The sequence below is a fragment of the Bacillus sp. FJAT-22090 genome, assembly GCF_007676755.1.
Classification (GTDB): domain Bacteria; phylum Bacillota; class Bacilli; order Bacillales_A; family Planococcaceae; genus Psychrobacillus.
Genome location: NZ_VEBK01000012.1, coordinates 94,490 through 118,218 on the forward strand (window position 1 = coordinate 94,490; position 23,729 = coordinate 118,218).

The window sequence follows — 23,729 nt, forward strand, 5'->3', positions numbered from 1 at the left end:
TCTAGTTGGGAGAGAAGCTAAATGGCTAATGTATTTAGTGAAAAAGTAATTCTCGTCGAGGGAAGGTCGGATAAGCTCCACCTTTTAACACTTCTCGATGAATCTCCAGAAATCATTTGTACAAATGGTACTATTTCCAATGTAAAGCTAGAAGAAATCTTAAGTCCGTACGATGGTTTTCCAATCTATGCTTTTTTAGATGCTGACAAATCAGGCGAACAAATACGTTCGATTGTAAAAAAAGAATATCCCGAAGCTATCCACTTATACACGAATCCCATGTATTGCGAAGTCGCCAATACCCCTTTCAAAGTTTTGGCTTCCATACTGAAACGTGTTAATATTAAAGTGAAAAAAGAATTTTTACTTTAGGATGATGCAATGTGAATGAGTGGTCTAAAGAACAATGGGAACAGTTTAGAAATTCCAAGCAACTTTCCTTGTTTTATTTATATACACCGATGTGCGGTACTTGCAAGGTAGCAAGTAAAATGTTGCATGTCATCAATGAAATGGTTTCTTATCCAGTGGGCCAAGCAAACATCAATTTTATAGAAAGCCTAGCCATGGAGTATGAAATTGAAAGTGTGCCTTGTCTATTGATTGCAAAAAGTGGAAAAGTGTATAAAAAAATATATGCGTTTCAATCAGTTCCTTATTTATTAGAAACGATAAAAGGTATTGACGACCAAGTAGTCGTATGATAAAATTCAGTTTATTAAGCTTTAAAAATTTAATAGTGTCGCTCTTATTAAGAGAGGTGGAGGGAAGTGCCCTATGAAGCCCGGCAACCGTCATGTAAATGAAATGGTGCCAAGTCACGCAAAGCAAATGCTTTGGGAAATGAGAGAATGGATGAGTGTTATTAAAATTGACCACTTACTTCCCTTCTGCTCTTTTGCAGAAGGGATTTTTTAATGAAAGGAAAGGTGAGATTTACATGATTAGTTTAAAAGATGTTTCGAAAAAGTTCCAAACGAAACAAGGTACGATAATTGCTGTTGATGATGTAAATCTTGACATAAAGCAAGGAGAAATTTTTGGAATCATCGGTTACAGTGGAGCCGGCAAAAGTACAATGATCCGATTGCTCAATGGATTAGAAAAGCCGAGTGCTGGACAAATAATTGTAAACGGCAAAGAAATTACTTCTATAAATGAAGACAAACTGCGTCAATTTAGACAGAAAGTAAGCATGATTTTCCAACATTTTAATCTGTTATGGTCCAGAACAGTTGCTGAAAATATTGCTTTCCCACTTGAAATCGCTGGAGTTCCCAAGAATCAGCGAGAAACTCGTGTAAAGGAATTAATCGAACTTGTTGGGCTAGAAGGTAGAGGGAATTATTATCCTTCTCAGCTGTCAGGTGGACAGAAACAACGTGTAGGGATTGCTCGAGCATTAGCAAACCGACCGGAAGTATTGCTATGCGATGAAGCAACATCTGCACTAGATCCAGAAACGACCGATGCCATATTAGATTTATTAGTAAGCATTAACGAGAAGTTAGGCCTTACTATTGTGTTGATCACGCATGAAATGCAAGTGATTCAAAAAATTTGTAATCGGGTAGCGGTTATGGAAAGCGGTCATGTAGTGGAAGAAGGGGATGTGCTCGAAGTTTTCCAAAATCCACAACAACCGATTACGAAAAGATTCGTTTCTCAAGTATCAGATTCCAACCAAGCATTACAAACGATTCAAAACCTAGTGGATCTATATCCACATGGAAAACTGATCAAGCTTATTTTTGTTGGGGAGCAAACGGAGCAACCGATTTTATCCAGACTTATTAAACAATTTGATCTCGAGGTTAATATTGTGCAAGGAAATATTTCACATACGAAAAGCGGTGCCTTTGGAACATTAATCCTTCAATTAGATGGAGATGCATTAGCAATTGATGAAGGCATTCGATTTATACATGAGCAAAAAGTTATTACAGAGGTGATCAACAATGATTAATACGCTTTTTCCGAATGTTGATTGGCCAAAAATGTGGGATGCAGCATTTGAGACCTTATATATGACTGCAGTTTCTACTATTTTAACAGCTATTATAGGTCTTGCACTTGGACTTTTACTATTTTTAACAAGCCCCCATCAAGCGTGGGCAAATAAATTAGCGAACTGGTTAACTGGGGCATTTGTCAACATATTCCGTTCGATTCCGTTTATTATTTTAATTATCTTATTAATTCCATTAACGAAGTTACTTGTAGGCACAATGCGTGGTCCGAATGCAGCATTTCCAGCTCTTGTTATTGGAGCGGCACCATTTTACGCACGCATGGTATTGATCGGATTAAGAGAAATAGATAAAGGCGTTCTAGAAGCAGCAAAATCGATGGGAGCAAAAACTTCCACGATCATTTGGAAGGTTTTATTGCCAGAGTCGATGCCTGCCCTAGTATCAGGAATTACAGTTACTTGTATTTCACTCGTTGGTTATACTGCGATGGCAGGAATTATCGGTGCGGGTGGTCTAGGTACATTAGCTTTCTTAGATGGATTCCAACGTGGCAGAGGCGACGTCGTACTAATCGCCACTATATTGATATTGATCCTTGTATTTGCCATTCAATGGATTGGCGATTTAATAACGGCGAAAATAGACAAACGTTAACTAGGTGTTCACGAGTTTACTCGATTATAAATTAGATAGAAAAAGGGAGAGAATTTGGATGAAGAAATTTTTAGCTGGAGCTTTATTATCAATTAGCGCTTTAACACTTGCAGCATGTGGTGACGATGATAGCAGTAAATTAGTAATCGGGGCATCCAATGTTCCGCACGCAGAAATATTAGAGCAAGTAAAACCAATTTTAGAAGAGCAAGGTATTGAATTAGATATTCAAACGTATCAAGACTATGTATTACCAAACAAAGATTTAGATTCAGGTGATTTAGATGCCAACTATTTCCAACACATTCCTTATTTAGAATCACAAATTAAAGATTTCGGATACGATTTTGTAAATGCCGGTGGAATCCATATTGAACCTATTGGTCTATATTCAAAAAAATATAAATCAATCGAAGAACTTCCTGAAGGCGCAACAATCTTAATGAGTAACTCTGTTGCAGACCATGGCCGCGTATTGGCAATGCTAGAAGCAAAAGGACTAATCAAATTAGCAGAAGGCGTAGATAAAACTACTGCTGAGATTTCTGACATCGTAGAAAATCCGAAAAACCTTCAATTTGATCCTAACTATGAATCAGCTCTAATGGTCCAATTGTATGAAAATAACGAAGGGGATGCTCTTCTTATCAACTCCAACTATGCGATAGATGCAGGTTTAAATCCTCTTGAAGACTCTATTGCTATTGAAGAAGCTTCTGAATCACCATATGTGAATGTGATCGCAGTAAAAGCTGGCGATGAAAACAAAAAAGAGATCAAAGCATTGGTCGAAGCGTTACACTCTCAAGAAATTCAAGACTTTATCTTAAAAGAGTGGGGCGGATCTGTAGTACCAGTCGACTGATTAACAGAGTGGGGAAGCGGGCACGCATATAAAGTGCCTGCTTTTTTTATAGATTAAAAGCAATGTTCATGCTATTCTGATTCAAAAGGAGTTGATAAATTGATTGTAAAAAAATATTCCAAATCTATTCATATTGAGGCGATGAAATTACTTATCAGGAGATTGCACACTAGTCACTCTTTATATGAAAAAGTGATGACAGCTATTCACGCTGCAACTGCTGGTGAATTTGGTGAGGAGATGGTTTTTCGGGAGCTAGAAAGGATGAGATTGCCATATAAGTATCATGTTTATCATAAATTATTATTACACTCTGAAAGGTCATTTGAATTAGATATTCTTCTGATCACACCATTTGGTGCTGTGATTTTTGAAGTGAAAAATATTACAGGAGAAATTGAATTTCAAGAGAATCCTTCCCAAATTATTCAGCGAAAAGAAAACGGCGAAATTAATAAATATCCATGCCCTGTTACCCAGCTAAAAGGATACAAAGCCGAGCTTGCCCACTTTTTCAATGACCATAATATCTCTATTCCAATCTATGGTGCCATCGTTTTTGCCTCTCATAAGAGCTACGTGCGTGTCTCTAACAATCAAGCAAGAATCCTCTATAAAAATGAAATAATTCCATATCTATTACAATTACAAAAGAAATCACCCATCCTAAATGACGAAGAAATGGAAAACGTGAAAAACATCCTTTTAAATAAAAATACTCCATTTACTTATTTTCCTCTTACCAAATACTTTTCGATTAATCCCAATGAATTGTTAAGAGGTGTGGAATGTCCGGAATGTCATTATGTTGGTATGCGAAAAATTAAACGTACCTGGGAATGTCCTAAGTGTGGCCAAAAAGACATACACGCATACAAAGAAGCACTTGCTTCCTATTTTTTGATATACAAAAACTCCATTACAAATAAGGAATGCAGAGACTTTCTAAAACTTAATAATAGACATGAGGCTACTAGAATTCTATCCAATGAAAATTTGATAAAAGTAGGAAACAAAAAGTCCACATACTATAAAATGAAACCCTTCAACAATCGTTGAAGGGTTTCATTTTATATACGAACAAGCATAAGTCTGCTGAAATTGAGCAAATGTAGCTGTTCCGATCAAAACTGCTCCTCAACTGAGAATAAAACACGGTCATCCGATCAAAGTGTTCGTCTTCGAGCATAGTTTGTACTTATCCGCTCATAAGTTGTGGCTATCCGAGCATAACCGCGATCCAACCGAGCATAAAGCCTGTTCATCCGATCAAAGCGAACGTTCTCGAGCATAGTTTGTGATTATCCGCTCATAAGCAGTGGCTATCCGAGCATAACCGCGATCCAACCGAGCATAAAGCATGTTCATCCGATCAAAGCGAATGTCTTCGAGCATAGTTTGTGCTTATCCGCTCATAAGCAGTGGCTATCCGAGCATAACTACCGTCCAACCGAGCATAAAACCTGTTCATCCGATCAAAGCGAACGTCCTCGAGCATAGTTTGTGCTTATCCGCTCATAAGCAGTGGCTATCCGAGCATATCCGCGATCCAACTGAGCATAAAACCTGTTCATCCGATCAAAGCGAACGTTCTCGAGCATAGTTTGTGCTTATCCGCTCATAAGCAGTGTCTATCCGAGCATAACCGCGATCCAACCGAGCATAAAACCTGTTCATCCGATCAAAGCAGCCGCTTTCGAGCATGCCTATTGCTTATCCGCTCATAAGTTGTGGCTATCCGAGCATAACTACCGTCCAACCGAGCATAAAACCTGTTCATCCGATCAAAGCGAACGTCCTCGAGCATAGTTTGTGCTTATCCGCTCATAAGCAATGGCTATCCGAGCATATCCGCGATCCAACCGAGCATAAAGCATGTTCATCCGATCAAAGCGAATGTCTTCGAGCATAGTTTGTACTTATCCGCTCATAAGCAGTGGCTATCCGAGCATAACCGCGATCCAACCGAGCATAAAACATGTTCATCCGATCAAAGCGAATGTCTTCGAGCATAGTTTGTGCTTATCCGCTCATAAGTTGTGGCTATCCGAGCATAACTACCGTCCAACCGAGCATAAAACATGGACAATCATTCAAAGTAACCGACTTCGGGCATACAACCCCAACCCCAACCCCAACCCCAACTCCCACCAAAAAGCACGCCCAAATCATCATGTATTCATTTTTAAAAAATATGTTTAAACAAAAACGAACCGGGTATATAACACAGTGTAAGTGTTAAAAATTGAAAGGAATGATTCATTATCAGTTCAGAAGGGTTACCTTACACGGAACAAATGGACCATGCATTCAGAGGAGTACACGGATTCGGGTACGATGAATTGCGAAACAGTCAGACTTTACGTTTGAAGGTTGAAAAACGTAGACAAAGAGATTATGAAAAAAGTATTCAATTAGTAGCCAAAATCGATGCTCAAGCCTTTAGAGGTTAAATAGTAAAAAATCCATGAAGACATCTGTTTTCATGGATTTTTTCTATTGTTTTTACTATATTCATAGTGAAATCAATTCTCAATTAGAAAACTTTATTGAAAAAATTTGCTTCCCTCAATAGACGGTGCTGCTTAAGGGAAAATAGTTTGAAATTCAAAGATTATGATGTCTAATAATATAAATGAGAAACTATTTCAAAAGATTTGCCAGAGTCTTCACTTTGCGTTAAGATTAGAATGATAATAAATTAGAATGGTTACTCATTCATAGTTACTTAATGGAGGTTATTCAATGTCGACTTTAGTTATTAAGGATCTACACGTTGCAATTGACGGTAAAGAGATACTAAAAGGTGTTAATTTAACTATTAATACAAATGAAATTCACGCAGTTATGGGTCCAAATGGTACTGGTAAATCAACTTTGGCATCTGCTATTATGGGACATCCTAAATATGAAGTAACTTCTGGTTCCATTGAATTAGATGGAGAAGACGTATTAGAGATGGAAGTAGACGAACGCGCTCAAGCTGGTCTATTTTTAGCTATGCAATATCCAAGTGAAATTACGGGAGTAACAAATGCTGACTTCTTACGTTCTGCTATTAATTCACGTAGAGAAGAAGGCGATGAAATTTCTTTGATGAAATTCATCCGTGAATTAGACAGCAAAATGGAATTCCTAGAAATGGATGTTGATATGGCTCAACGTTATTTAAATGAAGGATTCTCCGGTGGAGAGAAAAAGCGTAATGAAATTCTTCAATTAATGATGTTGCAACCAAAATTCGCTATTTTAGATGAAATTGACTCTGGTCTGGATATCGATGCGCTTAAAGTAGTTTCTAAAGGAATTAACGAAATGCGTGGAGAAGGATTCGGAAGTCTAGTAATCACTCACTACCAACGCCTGCTTAACTACATTACTCCTGATTATGTACATGTTATGATGCAAGGTCGCGTAGTAAAATCTGGTGGTCCTGAGCTTGCTCAAAAATTAGAAGCACAAGGATATGACTGGATTAAAGACGAATTAGGAATTGAAGACGAGACAGTTGGACAAGAAGTATAAGAAAGGGGACGAATAAGCATGACGGTTGAAACAAAATTGGCATTAACCGAGCAAGATATCCGCTCCTTTTCAGAAGGTAAACAAGAACCAAGCTGGATGACGGAGCTTCGTCTAAAAGCATTTGGTGAACTTGAAACACTTCCAATGCCAACTCCAGATAAAACAAAAATCACAAATTGGAATTTCACTGAATTTCCAACACATACTGTAGAAAGCACTAGCTTCTCGTCTTTAGAAGAACTTCCTGAAGAAGTTAAGGCGTTAGTACATGCAGAAGAACAAAAAAATATTTATATTCAGCATAATAATACACCTGCATTTATTTCATTATCAGAAGATTTACAAGCAAAAGGTGTTATTTTAACGGATATCTATACAGCTCTTCGTGAGCATAGTGACCTTGTTCAACAATACTTTATGACTGATGGCGTAAAAGTAAATGAGCATAAATTGACAGCACTTCATGCAGCACTATTAAACGGTGGCGTATTTGTATACGTACCAAAAAATGTAGTTGTAGAAGAGCCGATTCAAGTTATTTATCTACATGACAATGAAACAGCATCTTTGTTCAACCACACATTGCTTGTTGCGGATGAAAATAGTGCTGTAACTTATGTAGAAAACTACTTGTCTACTGTAGAAAAAACAAATGGTTTAGCAAATATCATTTCTGAAGTAATTGTAAAAGATAACGCTAAAGTGACATTTGGAACAGTGGATGTATTAGCAGAAGGCTTTACTACGTATGTTAACCGCCGTGGTGTAACTAGTCGTGATGCGGTGCTTGAATGGGCACTAGGAATGATGAACGACAGTGATACAATTTCTGAAAATGTGACACATTTAGTTGGGGACAATTCAGAAGGACATGTGAAGATGGTAGTTGTAGGACGCGGAAAACAAAAACAAAACTTTACAACGAAAGTAATCCATTGGGGCAAACATACAGAAGGTCAAATCTTGAAGCACGGTGTGATGAAAGATGAAGCTTCTTCTATTTTCAATGGTATCGGGAAAATTGAATTCGGCGCTACGAAATCGAATGCTGAACAAGAATCTCGTGTCCTTATGTTAAGTGAAAAAGCTCGTGGGGATGCAAACCCAATTCTTTTAATCGATGAAGATGATGTAACAGCAGGTCACGCAGCTTCTGTTGGCCGAGTAGATCCACTTCAGTTGTATTATTTAATGAGCCGTGGTATTTCTAAACAGGAAGCAGAGCGTCTAGTAATTCATGGATTCCTTGCCCCTGTAGTAAACGAATTACCAATCGAAGGCGTGAAGAAACAGCTGTCGGAGGTTATTGAAAGGAAAGTTCGCTAATGCTCAGTAAAGAGATTCGAAGCTATTTTCCCATATTAAGCCAAGAGATTAATGGTCATCCATTAGTGTATTTAGACAGTGGTGCAACTTCTCAAAAGCCAGTTCAAGTAATAGAAGCTATTACAAAGTATTATGAATTTGAAAATTCGAATGTACATCGCGGTGTTCATACATTAGGTAACCGTGCAACGGAAAGCTATGAAGGAGCACGCGAAAAAGTTCGTAAATTCATTAATGCTAAATCTACAAAAGAAATAATATTTACACGTGGTACAACAACTTCGCTTAATACTGTGGCGCAAAGCTATGGCCGTGCTAATGTAAAAGAAGGCGACGAAATTGTTATCACGCATATGGAGCATCATTCCAATATTATTCCTTGGCAACAATTAGCGAAAGAAACAGGCGCTACGCTTAAATATATCGATTTAGAAGAAGACGGGGCATTGTCTTTGGAAAAAGTTAGAGCTACTATAACGGACAAAACGAAAATAGTATCCATTGTCTACGTTTCAAACGTTTTAGGAACGATGAATCCAATTAAAGAAATTACACAAATTGCACATGAACATGGAGCGATAATGGTCGTGGATGGGGCTCAGGCTGCGCCACACTTAAAGTTAGATGTTCAAAACTTGGATTGTGATTTTCTTGCATTTTCCGGTCATAAAATGTGTGGCCCTACTGGAATTGGTGTTCTTTATGGAAAACAAGAGCTGCTTGAAAAAATGGAGCCAATTGAATTCGGCGGAGAAATGATCGACTTTGTGGGGTTATATGATTCTACATGGAAAGAACTTCCGTGGAAATTCGAGGGCGGAACGCCTATAATTGCAGGTGCCATCGGTTTAGGAGCAGCGATTGATTTTCTGGAAGAAATCGGCCTAGATGAAATTGAAAAACATGAGCATGAGCTTGCTACTTATGCCATGGAAAAAATGTTAACTATTGAAGGTTTGACTATTTATGGACCAAATGATCCATCTAAGCGAGCTGGAATCGTAACGTTTAACTTAAATGATGTGCATCCACATGATGTTGCAACGGTACTTGATATGAGCGGTATTGCTGTTCGTGCAGGTCATCATTGTGCACAGCCATTGATGAAATGGTTACAATGTACGGCTACCGCGAGAGCAAGCTTTTATCTGTATAATACAGAAGAAGATATTGACAGACTTGTTGCTGGATTGCGCACTGCAAAGGAGTATTTTAACGATGTCTTCTAATAATTTAGATCAGCTATATCGACAAGTGATAATGGATCATTATAAAAATCCTCGCAATAAAGGAAGCATTGAGGATGGCGCATTGACGATTGATATGAATAACCCAACATGCGGAGACCGCATACATTTAACACTACAAGTGGAAGATGGGGTAGTTCAAAATGCAAAGTTTGACGGAGAAGGATGTTCTATTTCCATGTCTTCTGCATCGATGATGACGCAAGCGGTCAAAGGCAAGAAAGTAGAAGAGGCACTTCAGCTTTCTTCTATCTTTTCGGATATGATGCTTGGGAAAGAATACGATGACTCGATTGACCTGGGGGATATTGAAGCGTTAAATGGTGTCGCTAAGTTTCCTGCACGTATTAAATGTGCAACACTTGCGTGGAAGGCGATGGAAAAAGGCGTTTCTACAGAACAGAACTAACATAAGAACGGAGGAAATACGATGGCTAAAAAAATGCCTGAAATTGGTGATTACAAATATGGTTTCCACGATAAAGACGTATCCATTTTCCGTTCAAAACGTGGATTGACGAAAGAAATCGTTGAAGAAATTTCACGTATGAAAAATGAACCACAATGGATGTTGGATTATCGCTTAAAAGCGTTAGATATATTCTATTCTAAACCAATGCCACAATGGGGTGGAGATTTAGGATCTCTAAACTTTGATGAAATTACGTATTATGTAAAACCATCAGAAGCTACACAAAAATCATGGGATGAAGTACCAGAAGAAATCAAAGCTACATTTGATAAACTAGGTATCCCAGAAGCAGAACAAAAATACCTTGCGGGTGTTTCTGCACAATATGAGTCAGAAGTTGTCTACCACAACATGAAACAAGAGCTAGAAGATTTAGGTATTGTTTTTAAAGATACGGATTCAGCCCTTCGTGAAAATGAAGATATTTTCAAAAAACACTGGGGTACTGTTATTCCATCTTCGGACAATAAATTCGCAGCACTTAACTCAGCTGTATGGTCAGGTGGATCATTTATCTACGTACCACCAGGCATAAAAGTCGATACACCACTACAAGCATACTTCCGTATTAACTCTGAAAACATGGGTCAATTCGAGCGTACGCTAATCATTGTAGATGAAGGCGCTTCTGTACACTACGTAGAAGGTTGTACAGCACCTGTATATACAACAAACTCACTTCATAGTGCGGTTGTTGAAATTATCATTAAAAAAGATGCGTACTGCCGTTACACAACAATCCAAAACTGGGCAAACAACGTGTATAACTTAGTTACAAAACGTGCTGTTTGTGATGCAAATGCGACAATGGAATGGATTGACGGGAATATCGGATCTAAATTAACGATGAAATACCCAGCAGTAATCCTTAAAGGTGAAGGTGCTCGTGGTATGACACTTTCTATTGCAATTGCTGGTAAAGGCCAACACCAAGATGCTGGTGCGAAAATGATGCACTTGGCTCCAAATACTTCTTCTACTATTGTTTCGAAATCTATTTCTAAACAAGGTGGGAAAGTAACATACCGTGGTATCGTGCACTTCGGACGTAAAGCAACTGGTGCTCGTGCAAATATCGAATGTGATACATTGATCATGGATAATCAGTCTACTTCTGATACGATTCCTTACAATGAAATCTTGAACGATAATATTTCTCTTGAACATGAAGCAAAAGTTTCTAAAGTATCAGAGGAACAATTATTCTACTTGATGAGCCGTGGACTAAGTGAAGAAGAAGCAACAGAAATGATCGTAATGGGCTTTATCGAGCCATTCACAAAAGAACTTCCAATGGAATATGCGGTCGAGATGAATCGACTGATCAAGTTCGAAATGGAAGGTTCTATCGGTTAATTCCTATTTCATGACCAAAAAGCAACAGGATGAATGTACCTTTCATCCTTGTTGCTTTTTTTGTCTAATTAGCTGTCGTAGTGTTATGATAAAATAACATAACTAGAGAGGTGAGCAAATGATTAAAATTGGTTTAACCGGTTGGGGAGATCATTCTGATTTGTATGTCTCAACGGCAAAAGACAGATTACAAGATTATAGTGCCCATTTTCCAGTTGTTGAATTAGATACATCTTTTTATGCGATTCCCTCCCTTAAAAATAGTACGAAGTGGGTAAAAGAGACACCCGATAATTTTCAATTTGTCGTAAAGGCATACCAAGAGATAACCGGCCATTTACGTGGGGAATCCCATTATGAATCAGCTGATGACATGTTCGAGCGTTACCGTGAGTCCATTCAGCCCTTTCAAGAAGCTGGTAAACTAGCGATGGTGTTAGTACAATTTCCACCTTGGTTTACATGTATCAAAGAAAACGTGGAAAATTTGCTTCGGGTGAGAGAAGAATTGAAAGGCTTCGAGCTGGCGATCGAATTTCGCCATCAATCTTGGTACCCCACTAAGCATCAGGAAGGCACATTGAACTTTTTAAAAAATCACCATCTCCACCACACGGTGTGCGATGAGCCGCAAGTCGGAGAAGGATCTGTTCCTCTCATACCTGTTGCAACGTCAGACAAAGTACTCGTTCGTTTGCATGGTCGAAATACATATGGATGGATAAATCCGGGCAATAATGAAAAATGGCGGGAAGTACGTTATTTATATGATTATAATAAAGAAGAGCTCACACAGATTCAACAATACGTGGAGCAATTACATAAACAAGCAAAAGAGGTAGTTGTCTTATTTAATAATAACTCCGGTGGGCATGCTGCCAAAAATGCGAAAACCTTTCAACAAATGCTAGGCATTGAATTTGAAGGGTTGGCACCGAAACAATTAGACTTATTTGAAGGTGGGATATAATGGAGTGGATATTACTTGTAGCAGCTGGACTATTTTCGGGAATTGTTGGGGCATTAGTAGGATTAGGCGGCGGTGTTATTCTAGTTCCGGCGGTTTTGTTTTTTGGAACTACACTAGGACTGATACCTAATATCACGCCTCAGAGCGTAGTTGGGCTTTCCGTTGTGATGATGATTTTCACAGGTCTTTCTTCTACGCTTTCGTATATGAAAACAAAGACTGTAGATTTTAGAAGTGGATTTATCTTTTTTCTTGGAAGTATACCGGGAACGATACTCGGAGCATGGGTAAACAAAGGATTGGATTTGCCTTCTTTTAATTTGTATTTTGGAATTTTATTAATTATTTTATCTACCCTTTTATTAGTTCGCAATCGTTTAAAACCAGTACGGTGGTTTGTTGAAAATGGGAAGAAAAGAACATTTCAAGATGAGAAGGATATATATGTTTATGGTTTTCCTATTTGGTTTGCGCTTCTTTTAACATTTGGAGTTGGTTTCGCGTCTGGCCTATTTGGAATTGGCGGTGGTTCTATCATTGTGCCTGCTATGATCTTACTATTTTTGTTTCCACCGCATGTCGCAGTCGCAACGTCCATGTTTATGGTTTTCCTATCTGCGCTTGTCAATTCTGTTACCCATATATCATTGGGAAATGTGCCATGGATTTATACGATTCCCGTTATTCCAGCTGCCTTTATAGGGGCTAAAATTGGTGCAACGTTAAATAAAAAATTAAACTCAGATACACTTGTTTTTGCTTTACGGATTGTATTGCTATTATTGGGAGTACGTTCGATTATTGCTGGACTGCTATAAAGAAAGGTGACCGACTATGAGAGAGACCATACATATTTATCATACGAATGATTTACATAGCCATTTAGAAAATTGGCCAACCATTCATCAGTTTCTCTCGGAATTTCATACCAAACATCATCCAAATGATGCGTATCTCCTACTAGACATTGGAGATCATATGGACAGATCGAACATATTTACAGAAGGTTCCCTTGGAAAAGGAAATGTTCAATTATTAAATGATGCAGGATATGATTATGTGACCATCGGGAATAACGAAGGAATAACCTTAAGTCATGATGATTTGGACACTTTATATAAAGATGCCAAGTTTGAAGTTATCGTCTCTAATTTCACTACATTAGAGGGGGAAATTCCTTCTTGGGTGCTTCCCTATAAAATTCATACTATCTCATCTGGTATAAAAATTGGCATTGTAGCTGCAACCGCTGATTTTGGCTTGTATTATGAGAAGTTAGGCTGGCATATTCAAAAACCGATTGAGCGATTAAAAGAAGTATGCCAGGATATAAGAGAACAAGTGGATTTCATTATTTGTATGTCTCATTTGGGCATGTCCCAAGATGAAATAATGACGGAGCAAATCCCTGAAATTGATCTTATTTTAGGATCGCATACTCATCACTTTTTTGAAAATGGAAAAATGCTTGGAAACACACTTCAAGCAGCGGCTGGAAAATATGGAATGTATATAGGACATGTGACGATGGAATATGATCACGAAGCGAAAAGAATCATTTCAAAGCAGGCAGTTTTATATGCTACAGAAAGTTTACCAAAACCAAAAGATGCTCAGTTGCAAATAAAGGCGTGGGAGGAGATTGGTAGGGAAGAACTCGCTTTCCCTGTTTTCCAAAACGCTACTTACTTAAAGAAAGAATGGTTTGGTGAATCGGAGCTGTCTACATTTTTCGGGAAGGCATTACTATCCTTTACGAAGGCAGATTGTGCTCTGTTTCCAGCAGGTATTTTTTTAACTGATTTACATAAAGGAGTGATAACGGCGGGTGACTTGCATCGTTGCTTGCCCCATCCGATTAACCCTTGTGTCATTACGTTAACGGGAGCAGAGCTACTTGAAATTGTAGAAGAGTCTAAGAACGAGAAATGGCCTTATTTAGAAGTTAAAGGACTTGGATTTAGAGGCAACTATTTAGGGGCGATGTTATTCGAGCATCTAAAAGAAAGCGAAGAAGGTATCCTATATGTTAAGGATGAGGAATTACAAATAGAGAAAGTATACACACTTGCTACGCTCGATATGTTCACATTTGGTTATTTCTTTCCTTCCTTAAAATTTGCGACAAAAGAATACTTTATGCCCGAGTTAATTCGTGATGTAGTGAAATGGTATGGTACTCAATTGGATAGTCATCTATCGCAGACATAACAATCTCCCTTATTACATAGTAGTAATAAGGGGGATTTTATATTGTTCTATCGAAAACAAAAGCGTTTTAACCTTTTAACTAATCAGCGGAAATTAGCTCTTTTATTAGCGTTCTTTATTTTATCGGTAGCGGTAGTTTTTTATGTGATCAATTATCGTTTGACACCAACCTATCTTCAATATGCAGAAGTCCAAACAAATAAAATTGCATCGATGGTTATTAGTAAAGCGATAAATTCAAGAACGGCAAATGTTCTAGATGTGAACGATATTATTGAGGAAGTTCCGTCCACGAACGGTAGTACAAATATGGTGACGACGAAATTCAATACAGAAATCATTAATCGTGTGTTATCGGATACCAATAGTTTGGTTCAAGCGCATCTAGAACAAGCAGAACAAGGAAATTTATCGAGTCTTCCCTATTTAGATGATATTGAATACGACAAACAAACAATGGAAGACCAAGGAGGAGTCGTATTTTTTGTGCCAATGGGGCAGGCAACCAATATTCCTCTGATTGGAAACTTGGGGCCTAAAATTCCTATTCGGTTTCATGTTATTGGGAATGTCCAATCGAATGTAGTGCCTACCATTAGAGAATTTGGGATAAATAATGCGTATGTGGAAGTTAGTATTCATATTAAAGTAAATGTCCAAATTATAGTACCGCTCGCTAGTAAAATGAGTGTAGTCGAACAAAATATTCCAGTTGCCATGGGGTTAGTTCAAGGCCAGGTACCTCATATTTACACAGGGGGAGATGGTTCTGCTGCTCCATCTGTCGAAGTACCACTCCCATTACCAGAAAAATAAAAATATCAGGTAAGACGGAAATAACTGTTACAATATAGAAAATGAATAAAATAGGTAGAGGCTGCAAGACTTAATAGTATTATACGGGAAGATGACGCTTATGATCGTATACGAAAGGAAGTTTTGCCGAAGCTATATATCGTTCGTCAAACGATATGTGGTTGGGGTTATTTCAAATAGAAATAACACTGTCATTTATATGGATTCATATAAATGGGGAGCTACAAAGGATAAATACACGTTTTTATGCTTAAATACAATAGTTAAAGCCAACCTATATGTAATGTATAGGTTGGCTTTTTATATTTTTGAGGAGGAAGCAGTTTTGGAAAACACCATTTTTTCTTTATTACCCCCGTTACTAGCAATCATTATGGTATTAGTAACGAAAAGAGTTGTCTTATCACTAGGAGTCGGGATTGTTTCAGCGGCTCTGCTTGTAAAAAGCTTTGCACCAGTCGATTCGTTTGTATTGTTGTGGGAGTCCTTTAAAACTTCTTTTTGGGAGGAAGGGTTGAATACGTACAATATTTATATATTATTATTTATTTTATTGCTCGGCATAGTTACGGCGTTTGTTAGTCTGTCAGGTGGGAGTACAGCATTTGCTGCGTGGGCGGTAAAAAGAATTAAAACTCGCCGCGGATCCAAATTACTGACTGCATTTTTAGGGATTATTATATTTGTGGATGATTATTTTAATGCGTTGGCAGTCGGGCAAATTGCGAGACCTATTACAGATTCTCATCGGGTATCACGTGCAAAACTTGCCTATTTTATCGATTCTACCTCTGCCCCGGTTTGTGTAGTATCGCCTGTTTCTAGTTGGGGTGCTTTTTTAATCAGCCAATTAGGGGTGATTTTTGCGACCTATTCGGTAACTGACTATACGCCGCTTCAAGCATTTGTATTGATGGCACCGATGAATTTTTATGTTGTCGCCACGTTAGCGGTCGTATTTTTTGTAGCTTGGACAGATTTTGACTTATTAGAAATGAAAAAACATGAACAAAGAGCAAGAGAAAAGGGAGAACTTTACGATTCAAGTAAATCTAATCCAGGGGATCTTCAAGGAAATTTCCCGGAAAATAATTACGGGAAAGTAACCGATTTAGTCTTGCCAATCATTACTTTAATAGTAGTGACTTTGTTTACCATGTTTTGGACAGGCTATCAACATTCAGGATTTGAATTAAATCTATTTGTGATTTTTGAAAACACAGACGTTCCTTTTTCTTTATTGATCGGAGGTCTGACAGCGACTATTTTAGCTATAGCACTGTATGTGCGCCAATTCAAAACAAATGCAGAAGCAAATATCGGCTTAGTATGGAAAGCTCTTGTGACCGGGATAAATTCAATGCTGCCTGCGATTCTTATATTAGTTTTTGCATGGTCATTATCCTTCCTGATCAATAAGTTAGAAACAGGAGCATTTTTGGCTAAATTAGTAACGGATCATCATATTCCCGTTGGAGTCATACCTGTATTACTATTTGTCCTAACAGCATTTATGGCATTTGCAACAGGTTCCTCATGGGGGTCATTCGGAATCTTATTACCTATTGGGGCGAGTATCATCATGGCGATCGAACCAGCATTATTATTACCGGTTCTATCAGCGGTTTTAGCAGGAGCGGTTTTTGGAGATCATTGTTCACCGATTTCAGATACGACGATTATGTCTGCAACCGGAGCAGGGGTAAATGTAATCGATCATGTCATGACGCAATTACCTTATGCGATTATTTGTGCAATAATTGCTGCTGTTGGCTATTTAGTTTTAGGATTGACGGACTCTGCATGGTTAGGGTTTGCTACTGTAGTGTGTATTATTATTGGATTATTTGTTGTATGGAATGCCAAAAACAAGCAAGCAGTTCACACAAAAAAATAGTTCCTTTACTTTTACAGTATGGTTTTTAGAAGGTTGTTTGAATTCTAATAATATGGTACATTGACAACAGTGTAGTCAGTTTATGAAGAATGGGGTAGATATGAAGTGACATCGTGTAAACCAACGAAATCAGAGCATCAACGTAAACCAGATTGGTTAAAAATAAAGCTAAATACAAATGAGGACTATAAAGGTCTGAAAAAGTTAATGCGTGAAAACAATCTACATACAGTTTGTGAAGAAGCAAGATGTCCCAATATCCATGAATGCTGGGGTTCAAGAAGAACTGCTACGTTTATGATTTTAGGTGCAGTTTGTACTAGAGCATGTCGCTTTTGCGCCGTAAAAACAGGTCTTCCAAATGAGTTAGATTTAGCAGAACCAGAACGTGTGGCAGATTCAGTTGTTATTATGAATTTAAAGCATGTTGTAGTAACAGCTGTAGCTCGAGATGATTTAAAGGACGGCGGTTCTGAAGTATTTGCCGAGACGATTCGTGCAATTCGCCGTAAAAACCCATTTACAACAATTGAAGTACTACCTTCTGATATGGGTGGTATAGAGCAAAATATCCAAAATATTATGGATGCAAAACCAGATATTTTGAACCATAATATTGAAACTGTGCGCCGTCTAACTCCAAGGGTTCGTGCAAGAGCAAAATACGATCGCTCGCTTGAATTATTGCGTCGTGCAAAAGAAATGCAACCAACCATTCCAACGAAATCTTCGTTAATGTTAGGTTTAGGGGAAACCCATGAAGAAATATTAGAAGTAATGGACGATTTACGCGCTAATAATGTAGATATTATGACGATCGGTCAATATTTACAACCAACGAAAAAGCATTTACCCGTGCTAAAATATTATTCTCCTGCTGAGTTTGGTGAATTACGGAAAATTGCAATGAGTAAAGGGTTCTCGCATTGTGAAGCAGGTCCACTTGTCAGAAGTAGTTATCATGCAGATGAACAAGTAAATGCCGCAGCGAAACAAAGACAAGCGCAGGGTGAGGAACTTCTAGCTACTCAAAATAGCTAATGGATGGTGATCGAATGATAGTTGCAGAAGGTTTTACTTATGAAATTATAGAAGATTACCGGGATGCATTTAAAGAGGATGCTTTTTTGGATCGATATAGCGAAATCCTTTCGAAGTATGATTATATTATGGGAGACTGGGGATATGGTCAGCTTCGCTTAAAAGGTTTTTTTGAAGATCGGAATCATAAAGCAACTTTTGATACGAAAATAAGCACGATGAAAGATTATTTATACGAGTATTGTAATTTTGGCTGTGCCTATTTTCTAATTAAGAAAACGGGCGTTGCTCCGAAAATAGTGCCGCCGGTAGAAATAGTAGAACAAGTACAAGAAAAGCAAGAGCCGGATCATTTATAATCTGGCTCTTGTTTTTTTTTTTTCAAAAGATAAGAAAGTATAAGTGTCCTGTAAACACTGAGTTCTCGTCATTTTTAAAGAATAAAGAATACTGCCGATTTCCGTTTCAGGTGGACGCGTTCCGCAGGGGGAGCGCTGAACCATCACCGCCCCTTCGGGTACGTTGTGATGTTTCACCTTTCTCCCTCATCCTGCTGGAGTCGCCACCTTTCACTGCAATCAATAGAGTGATCATGCGCACGATTCTTTTGTTATTGGTTTGGAATAAAGATTGATTAAAAACAGCTACAAAAGCTAATTTTAACAGAAAATCATAGCCCCTATTTTGAACAAAGATTGATCAAATAGGGGCTATTCTTCATAACTGTTTAGGGCTTTTTGTAATAAAAATTGATTATTTTGGAAAGCGAATATTTAGCTAAGCACCCGTTAGCCGAAGAAGAGCTAATTCACTTCATAAAGGAATAGAAAGCATCATCATATTCTCTATCGTGGAATCTTAACTGTGATTTGAGCTTCTTGATTTAGCGTCATTTTTGGAATATTAATTGTTTTAATAATTATTTCCCCATTGTCTTTTGTACTGTTAATATACATTTTATATTTGTTTTTGCCAATCGATTTGGGATAACCTCCATCTGCAATTAAGTAATTACCCTCACTATCTCCCACCCATAAATGATTCATCTCAAAATCTGTACCAAACGGGAATGAGCTTGTCGATTCAAAGTAAACTGCAGTTAGATCATTTTCTTCTTCCATTCTCGTCACCACTAAATCGCCCATTTCACCTTGTGAAATGATTAATGGCAAACTATTTTTATCCAGAATTTCTATATTCTCTTTTCTTTCAGTGATTTCCGGTACAAAGAAAGGACTTATTGTAAGTTCACTTACTTCTTCACTAATTGGTTCGAACACATATTCACGAATTAAACCTTTCTTAATACCTGAACCAGATGCACTTATCATCGGTATAGGATTTCCTTTTTGGTCTAATAAGTATAATTCTAATCTTTGTTTTTTTGGATTATACATAGCTTCCGGAGTTTCTTTAAATAGTACATGCAAACTTATAGCTGAATTTGTACTCTCGAATTTTTTCACCTCATACGAGAAGTTATCTAATTCAGCTCGTTGCCCTATTCCTAAATTCACACGATGATTATTGGTTTGTAATACATGGGTTTCAAACTGCCAATCACCTCTTGTGTCACCTATGTGTATTATTGATACGTTTAAATCAAATTCTTTAGGTAAGGACTCTGTTGGATATATTTGGACGAGACCAGAAAACTGTCCATTTTCTAAATACTCACCTCTAGTACTTGATGAAAAATTGATTTCTTCTCCGTTTACTTCAATCTGGTGTAGATTTAAGTATTCAGCTTTATCTTGAACAAATGAAAATGCAAGGCGAGTACCATCATATACTACTTCCTGAACCTTAAATGAAACTCCATTGCTAGATATCGTTTCGTTTAATAAAATTGCATTTTCATCACGGATCGCAACACGTAAACCTTTGTCACCGACTGATGTAAAAATAGAATCGAGTAAAGGTACTCTTGCAAGTACACTAGCCATAGTAGGTGATATAAATCCTAAGCTAATTAGTAAACCAAATGTAGCTGCACATGAAAGTATTAGCATCACTACTTTTTTTCTTCTAGGCTTAATTTGTTTTTGGCTTACATTTAACCCTTTTTTGATAGCTGCATCTAGCTTTTGTCTAGGTACTTGAATTGAATCAATTGATTTTTTAATATCCTTGTCCATTTACTTTTCCCCCCTGATAAAACTTTTTCAGCTTTTTAATTGCCCGATGTAAATTCGATTTCACCGTACCTTCTGGACAATTTAAAAAAATTGCTATTTGTTGCACAGATAAATCCCTATAATAACGAAGAATAATGACCGTTTTATATTTTTCTTCTAGCTGCTCTATTGCATGTAATAAATCTAGTTTTTCTTCAATTTTCACAATCGGAAACTGTTTCTCCGGTATGTTTTCATTTAGTTGGATTATTTTTGAGGTCTTTCTTAAAAACTCTAACGCTGTATTGATAAGAATCTTCGTAAGCCACGTACTGAAATACCTCTCCTCTTTTACAGAATTTAAACTGGCATACGCTTTAGTAATTGTTTCTTGTACAATATCTAGGGCATCGGTTTCATTTTTAACATATAAATAAGCTATTTTATAAAGCTTTTCTTTATCACTTTCTATTAATTGAAGAAATGCTTTTTTATCCCCTTTCTGAGCCTTTATAAATGTATTTTGCAAAAGCACTGACTTCCCTCCGTTCTCTTCTTACAAATGTTAGATGAATGAGATGTCCATTTCGTTGCAATATGAATATAATTTAGATGAATTTTTTAGAAAAACCATTCTATTACTTGTTGAAAAAAGATCATTCAACATAAAAACGTCTCTACTGTAAATAGAGACGTACTCTTTTTTATACTATGATTAGCCTATTTCCTTGCAAGTGGTTCAATTCCTTGTTCAACTAAACTGCTTCGTTTATTTAAGTAAATCTCTTCATAATCTTTATAGTTATATTAACTTAAATATCCAATATAAATCATCTAGCCTACAAGAAAAATACAGAGGAGAGAAGATTTTAATCAAACTTTATTACAAATAATCAAAATTTTTTACATACATTTGTCATTGTTTAATGTTGAAGCTATTATAACTTGGGAAATTATAAAGTAATAGTTGGTGTTTTCCAACTAAAAAGGCGAAATAGCGAACGAAATTGTACTTTCGAGAGCTTACTCTATGCATTAGGAATTATCTTTTCTTTCATTATACAAACATGTACGAAACTTGTGCCTAAACTTTGAGAAGGGCGACGGAAAGACAAACGCCATAAGATTACCACCTCTAAAAAAATCGGTTATCATATAGCATCAGTTTGACCAAAGTACTTCGAAAACGATAGATACAGGATTTGATCTTAATGGGCGCTTATGCACTAAGATTCAAGCAAGATAGTAATTAGTTGTAATTTTGAAGTCTTTAGTTGTAAATGAGATTTTTTTACAGACGTAAAGTAGCCAAAAAAGACAGGAAGCGGATTGCCGCTTCCTGTTTCTCTTAAAACTTCCCGTGTTCAGTTTAGTAATTCTCTTAAGTAATCTCTTAATTCATCTGCTTCTATTTCAGTTCTATTGTAGACATGTTCTAGATAGCCGGGTTCTTCTAAGTCATCTGGACCGAGAATGGCTGCTCTGCCATATTGAATATCCATTACAAGCACTTTTCCGAAAAAACGGGAGCTTTGTAAAATGGCTAAATCATATCTTTGGGAATCTCCAGTAAATCCAACGAATCTTGTTTTTGTATCCTCTACATCATCATATAAAAAAAAGCGTTCCACCTTGTGACTCTCCTTCCTAACTACGAATTATGGTACTATAGAATAGAGGTATATATCAACTGAACATTATTCGGGAGGCTTTTCCATGTATTTTGTAGATCGTAAAAAAATAGCGTTGACATTAGACCATATGAAGAACTTATTAGCATTAATCGACAATAAAACGGATTGGCATGCATCTGAACTATCTAAATTAGCATTAGAACGTGTAGGACAAAATATGATTGAAGCAATAGTAGATGTGGGAAATTCGATGATTGATGGGTTCATCATGCGTGATCCAGGTGGATATGATGATATTATCGACATTTTAACAGATGAAAAGGTTATTTCTCTTGAAATGGACGCTCCGTTAAAAGAAGTGATTGAATTTAGAAAAGAGTTAGTTCGCCATTTTTACGCAGTTGACCATAAGAAATTAGAGAATATATTAGTTTCCAATTTAGCACATCTGAAACAATTTCCAGTGAAAGTAGAAAATTATTTAGTCAATGAATTAGGGCCGGTTTCCGCATTTTTGCCGGAGGATTCCAATGTTGAATTATAAAGCTTATTTTCTAGATTTGGATGGCACTGTGTATAAGGGGAAAACGCCGATCAAGGAAGCGGTGGATTTTGTTCACTACTTGCAAAAGAATGGCATTGAACCTTTTTTTGTCACAAACAACTCATCGATGACACAGAAGCAATTGCAAGAAAAAATTGCGAAGATGGACGTGCATACAGATTTAGATCATATCATTTCTTCATCCATTGCCGCAGCAAATTATATGGATGAACATTATAAAGGAAAGTCCGTATTTATGATTGGCGAAATGGGACTTCAGGATGCGCTTGATGCCAAACATATTGTGAGAACAGAAGATATAGCAGACGTAGTCGTAATGGGAATAGATCGTTCTATTAATTATGAAAAGCTTGCTACTGCTTGTCTTTCTATCCGAGCGGGAGCGGCTTTCATATCGACTAATAGTGATCATGCGTTTCCTACTGAAAAGGGGCTAGTACCAGGTAATGGTGCCTTTACAAAATTAGTAGAGCATTCTACAGGTGTAGAACCAATCTTTATGGGAAAACCAGAATCATTCATGTTGGAGTTAATTCAGAAAAAATATGGGTATAGTAAAGAAGAGATGATCATGATTGGAGACAATTATCAAACGGACATTTTGACAGGTATTCGTATGGGGATTCATACAGCTCATGTGAACAGCGGGGTAAACCGGACAGAAGAAGTGCAAATGCAAGCAGAGCAGCCTACGTATTATTTGCAGTCGCTTCAAGAATGGATAAAATAAAAGACTGGAAACAATTCGCAGTCTTTTAAAATAGGGGATTTTCTTCAATGTATTCATATATTTTTTTCACAAGATCATTTGGGGAATCGCCTTCTACCACATCTCCATTTACGATAGCAAATAACGTTTCGGAGCACAGGGAACAATAGCTTAAACAGCCATATTCGAGTACATCTAAATTTGGATCTTGTTCTAGAATGTCAAAAGCTTCTTGTGAACCATTTGCAAGGTTGCTTATACAAAATTCAACCATAGGATTCATAGCTGTCACCTCACTACTCCGTCATGCTACTCCATTTTTAGACAAACGTCAATTTAGAAGCTCTCTTG

The 23,729-nt window shown here is 37.3% G+C and carries 25 protein-coding genes and 2 riboswitches; of the genes, 21 read left to right on the forward strand and 4 right to left on the reverse strand.

The window, feature by feature from the left end; all coding sequences use genetic code 11:
- The first annotated feature begins 21 nt into the window (after positions 1-21).
- The 19 genes from FS486_RS14985 to FS486_RS15070 all read left to right on the forward strand — a co-directional run bounded on the left by FS486_RS14985 (position 22) and on the right by FS486_RS15070 (position 18,712).
- Entirely contained in the window at positions 22-372 is a 351-nt protein-coding gene (locus FS486_RS14985; RefSeq protein ID WP_144512414.1) for a toprim domain-containing protein, read from the forward strand.
- An 11-nt stretch (positions 373-383) separates the two neighbouring features.
- The gene (locus FS486_RS14990; protein WP_144512416.1) at positions 384-704 is read left to right on the forward strand and encodes a thioredoxin family protein; all 321 of its coding nucleotides are present in this window, start codon (positions 384-386) and stop codon (positions 702-704) included.
- A 41-nt stretch (positions 705-745) separates the two neighbouring features.
- Positions 746-850, forward strand: a riboswitch (SAM riboswitch).
- Positions 851-940: 90 nt separating this feature from the next.
- On the forward strand, positions 941-1,966 hold the full coding sequence (locus tag FS486_RS14995) for a methionine ABC transporter ATP-binding protein (protein WP_144512418.1): 1,026 nt from the start codon (positions 941-943) through the stop codon (positions 1,964-1,966).
- Positions 1,959-2,627, forward strand: a complete 669-nt coding sequence (locus tag FS486_RS15000; protein WP_144512420.1) for a methionine ABC transporter permease — start codon at positions 1,959-1,961, stop codon at positions 2,625-2,627. Before FS486_RS14995 ends, FS486_RS15000 begins: the two co-directional genes overlap by 8 nt.
- 58 nt (positions 2,628-2,685) lie before the next feature.
- Complete coding sequence (locus tag FS486_RS15005) at positions 2,686-3,492, forward strand: MetQ/NlpA family ABC transporter substrate-binding protein (protein ID WP_144512422.1); 807 nt, start codon at positions 2,686-2,688, stop codon at positions 3,490-3,492.
- 99 nt (positions 3,493-3,591) lie between these two features.
- On the forward strand, positions 3,592-4,551 hold the full coding sequence (locus FS486_RS15010) for a nuclease-related domain-containing protein (RefSeq protein ID WP_144512424.1): 960 nt from the start codon (positions 3,592-3,594) through the stop codon (positions 4,549-4,551).
- 1,238 nt (positions 4,552-5,789) lie between these two features.
- Complete coding sequence (locus FS486_RS20795; protein ID WP_483861233.1) at positions 5,790-5,945, forward strand: YuzK family famiily protein; 156 nt, start codon at positions 5,790-5,792, stop codon at positions 5,943-5,945.
- A gap of 292 nt (positions 5,946-6,237) precedes the next feature.
- Positions 6,238-7,017, forward strand: coding sequence for a Fe-S cluster assembly ATPase SufC (gene sufC / locus FS486_RS15015; RefSeq protein ID WP_144512426.1), 780 nt, complete (start codon positions 6,238-6,240; stop codon positions 7,015-7,017).
- An 18-nt stretch (positions 7,018-7,035) separates the two neighbouring features.
- A complete protein-coding gene (sufD, locus tag FS486_RS15020) occupies positions 7,036-8,343 on the forward strand; it encodes a Fe-S cluster assembly protein SufD (protein ID WP_144512428.1) in 1,308 nt (435 codons plus the stop codon).
- Positions 8,343-9,572, forward strand: coding sequence for a cysteine desulfurase (locus FS486_RS15025; RefSeq protein WP_144512430.1), 1,230 nt, complete (start codon positions 8,343-8,345; stop codon positions 9,570-9,572). Before sufD ends, FS486_RS15025 begins: the two co-directional genes overlap by 1 nt.
- The gene (gene sufU / locus FS486_RS15030) at positions 9,562-9,999 is read left to right on the forward strand and encodes a Fe-S cluster assembly sulfur transfer protein SufU (protein ID WP_144512432.1); all 438 of its coding nucleotides are present in this window, start codon (positions 9,562-9,564) and stop codon (positions 9,997-9,999) included. Before FS486_RS15025 ends, sufU begins: the two co-directional genes overlap by 11 nt.
- Positions 10,000-10,020: 21 nt before the next feature.
- Complete coding sequence (sufB, locus tag FS486_RS15035) at positions 10,021-11,418, forward strand: Fe-S cluster assembly protein SufB (RefSeq protein ID WP_144512434.1); 1,398 nt, start codon at positions 10,021-10,023, stop codon at positions 11,416-11,418.
- 118 nt (positions 11,419-11,536) lie between these two features.
- Positions 11,537-12,388 (forward strand): DUF72 domain-containing protein, encoded by an 852-nt coding sequence (locus tag FS486_RS15040; RefSeq protein WP_144512436.1) that lies wholly within the window; start codon positions 11,537-11,539, stop codon positions 12,386-12,388.
- Positions 12,388-13,206 (forward strand): sulfite exporter TauE/SafE family protein, encoded by an 819-nt coding sequence (locus FS486_RS15045; RefSeq protein WP_144512438.1) that lies wholly within the window; start codon positions 12,388-12,390, stop codon positions 13,204-13,206. Before FS486_RS15040 ends, FS486_RS15045 begins: the two co-directional genes overlap by 1 nt.
- A 16-nt stretch (positions 13,207-13,222) precedes the next feature.
- On the forward strand, positions 13,223-14,599 hold the full coding sequence (locus FS486_RS15050) for a bifunctional metallophosphatase/5'-nucleotidase (RefSeq protein ID WP_144512450.1): 1,377 nt from the start codon (positions 13,223-13,225) through the stop codon (positions 14,597-14,599).
- A 42-nt stretch (positions 14,600-14,641) separates the two neighbouring features.
- On the forward strand, positions 14,642-15,415 hold the full coding sequence (yunB, locus tag FS486_RS15055) for a sporulation protein YunB (protein ID WP_144512452.1): 774 nt from the start codon (positions 14,642-14,644) through the stop codon (positions 15,413-15,415).
- 47 nt (positions 15,416-15,462) lie between these two features.
- Positions 15,463-15,647: riboswitch (Lysine riboswitch) on the forward strand.
- 93 nt (positions 15,648-15,740) lie between these two features.
- The gene (locus tag FS486_RS15060; RefSeq protein ID WP_144512454.1) at positions 15,741-17,312 is read left to right on the forward strand and encodes a Na+/H+ antiporter NhaC family protein; all 1,572 of its coding nucleotides are present in this window, start codon (positions 15,741-15,743) and stop codon (positions 17,310-17,312) included.
- A 105-nt stretch (positions 17,313-17,417) separates the two neighbouring features.
- Positions 17,418-18,353 (forward strand): lipoyl synthase, encoded by a 936-nt coding sequence (lipA, locus tag FS486_RS15065; protein WP_144512456.1) that lies wholly within the window; start codon positions 17,418-17,420, stop codon positions 18,351-18,353.
- 14 nt (positions 18,354-18,367) lie between these two features.
- Positions 18,368-18,712: a YutD family protein gene (locus tag FS486_RS15070; protein WP_144512458.1), complete on the forward strand. Its 345-nt coding sequence runs from the start codon at positions 18,368-18,370 to the stop codon at positions 18,710-18,712.
- A 486-nt stretch (positions 18,713-19,198) separates the two neighbouring features.
- Here FS486_RS15070 and FS486_RS15075 read toward each other — a convergent pair whose 3' ends face one another.
- From FS486_RS15075 to FS486_RS15085, 3 genes are all read right to left on the reverse strand, one after another.
- The gene (locus FS486_RS15075; protein WP_144512460.1) at positions 19,199-20,491 is read right to left on the reverse strand and encodes a DUF4179 domain-containing protein; all 1,293 of its coding nucleotides are present in this window, start codon (positions 20,489-20,491) and stop codon (positions 19,199-19,201) included.
- On the reverse strand, positions 20,475-21,005 hold the full coding sequence (locus tag FS486_RS15080) for a sigma-70 family RNA polymerase sigma factor (RefSeq protein WP_144512461.1): 531 nt from the start codon (positions 21,003-21,005) through the stop codon (positions 20,475-20,477). The genes FS486_RS15075 and FS486_RS15080 overlap by 17 nt, the downstream gene beginning before the upstream one ends.
- An 829-nt stretch (positions 21,006-21,834) precedes the next feature.
- Positions 21,835-22,101 carry a DUF3055 domain-containing protein gene (locus tag FS486_RS15085; RefSeq protein WP_144512463.1) on the reverse strand — a complete coding sequence of 89 codons (267 nt, stop codon included), beginning with the start codon at positions 22,099-22,101 and terminating at the stop codon, positions 21,835-21,837.
- 85 nt (positions 22,102-22,186) lie between these two features.
- Here FS486_RS15085 and FS486_RS15090 point away from each other — a divergent pair, with 85 nt between their 5' ends.
- The gene (locus FS486_RS15090; protein WP_144512465.1) at positions 22,187-22,648 is read left to right on the forward strand and encodes a DUF86 domain-containing protein; all 462 of its coding nucleotides are present in this window, start codon (positions 22,187-22,189) and stop codon (positions 22,646-22,648) included.
- Positions 22,635-23,399: a TIGR01457 family HAD-type hydrolase gene (locus tag FS486_RS15095; RefSeq protein WP_144512467.1), complete on the forward strand. Its 765-nt coding sequence runs from the start codon at positions 22,635-22,637 to the stop codon at positions 23,397-23,399. Before FS486_RS15090 ends, FS486_RS15095 begins: the two co-directional genes overlap by 14 nt.
- Positions 23,400-23,424: 25 nt before the next feature.
- Here the strand turns inward: FS486_RS15095 and FS486_RS15100 are convergent, their stop codons facing one another.
- Positions 23,425-23,661, reverse strand: a complete 237-nt coding sequence (locus FS486_RS15100; protein WP_144512469.1) for a YuzB family protein — start codon at positions 23,659-23,661, stop codon at positions 23,425-23,427.
- Between the last annotated feature and the right edge of the window lie 68 nt (positions 23,662-23,729).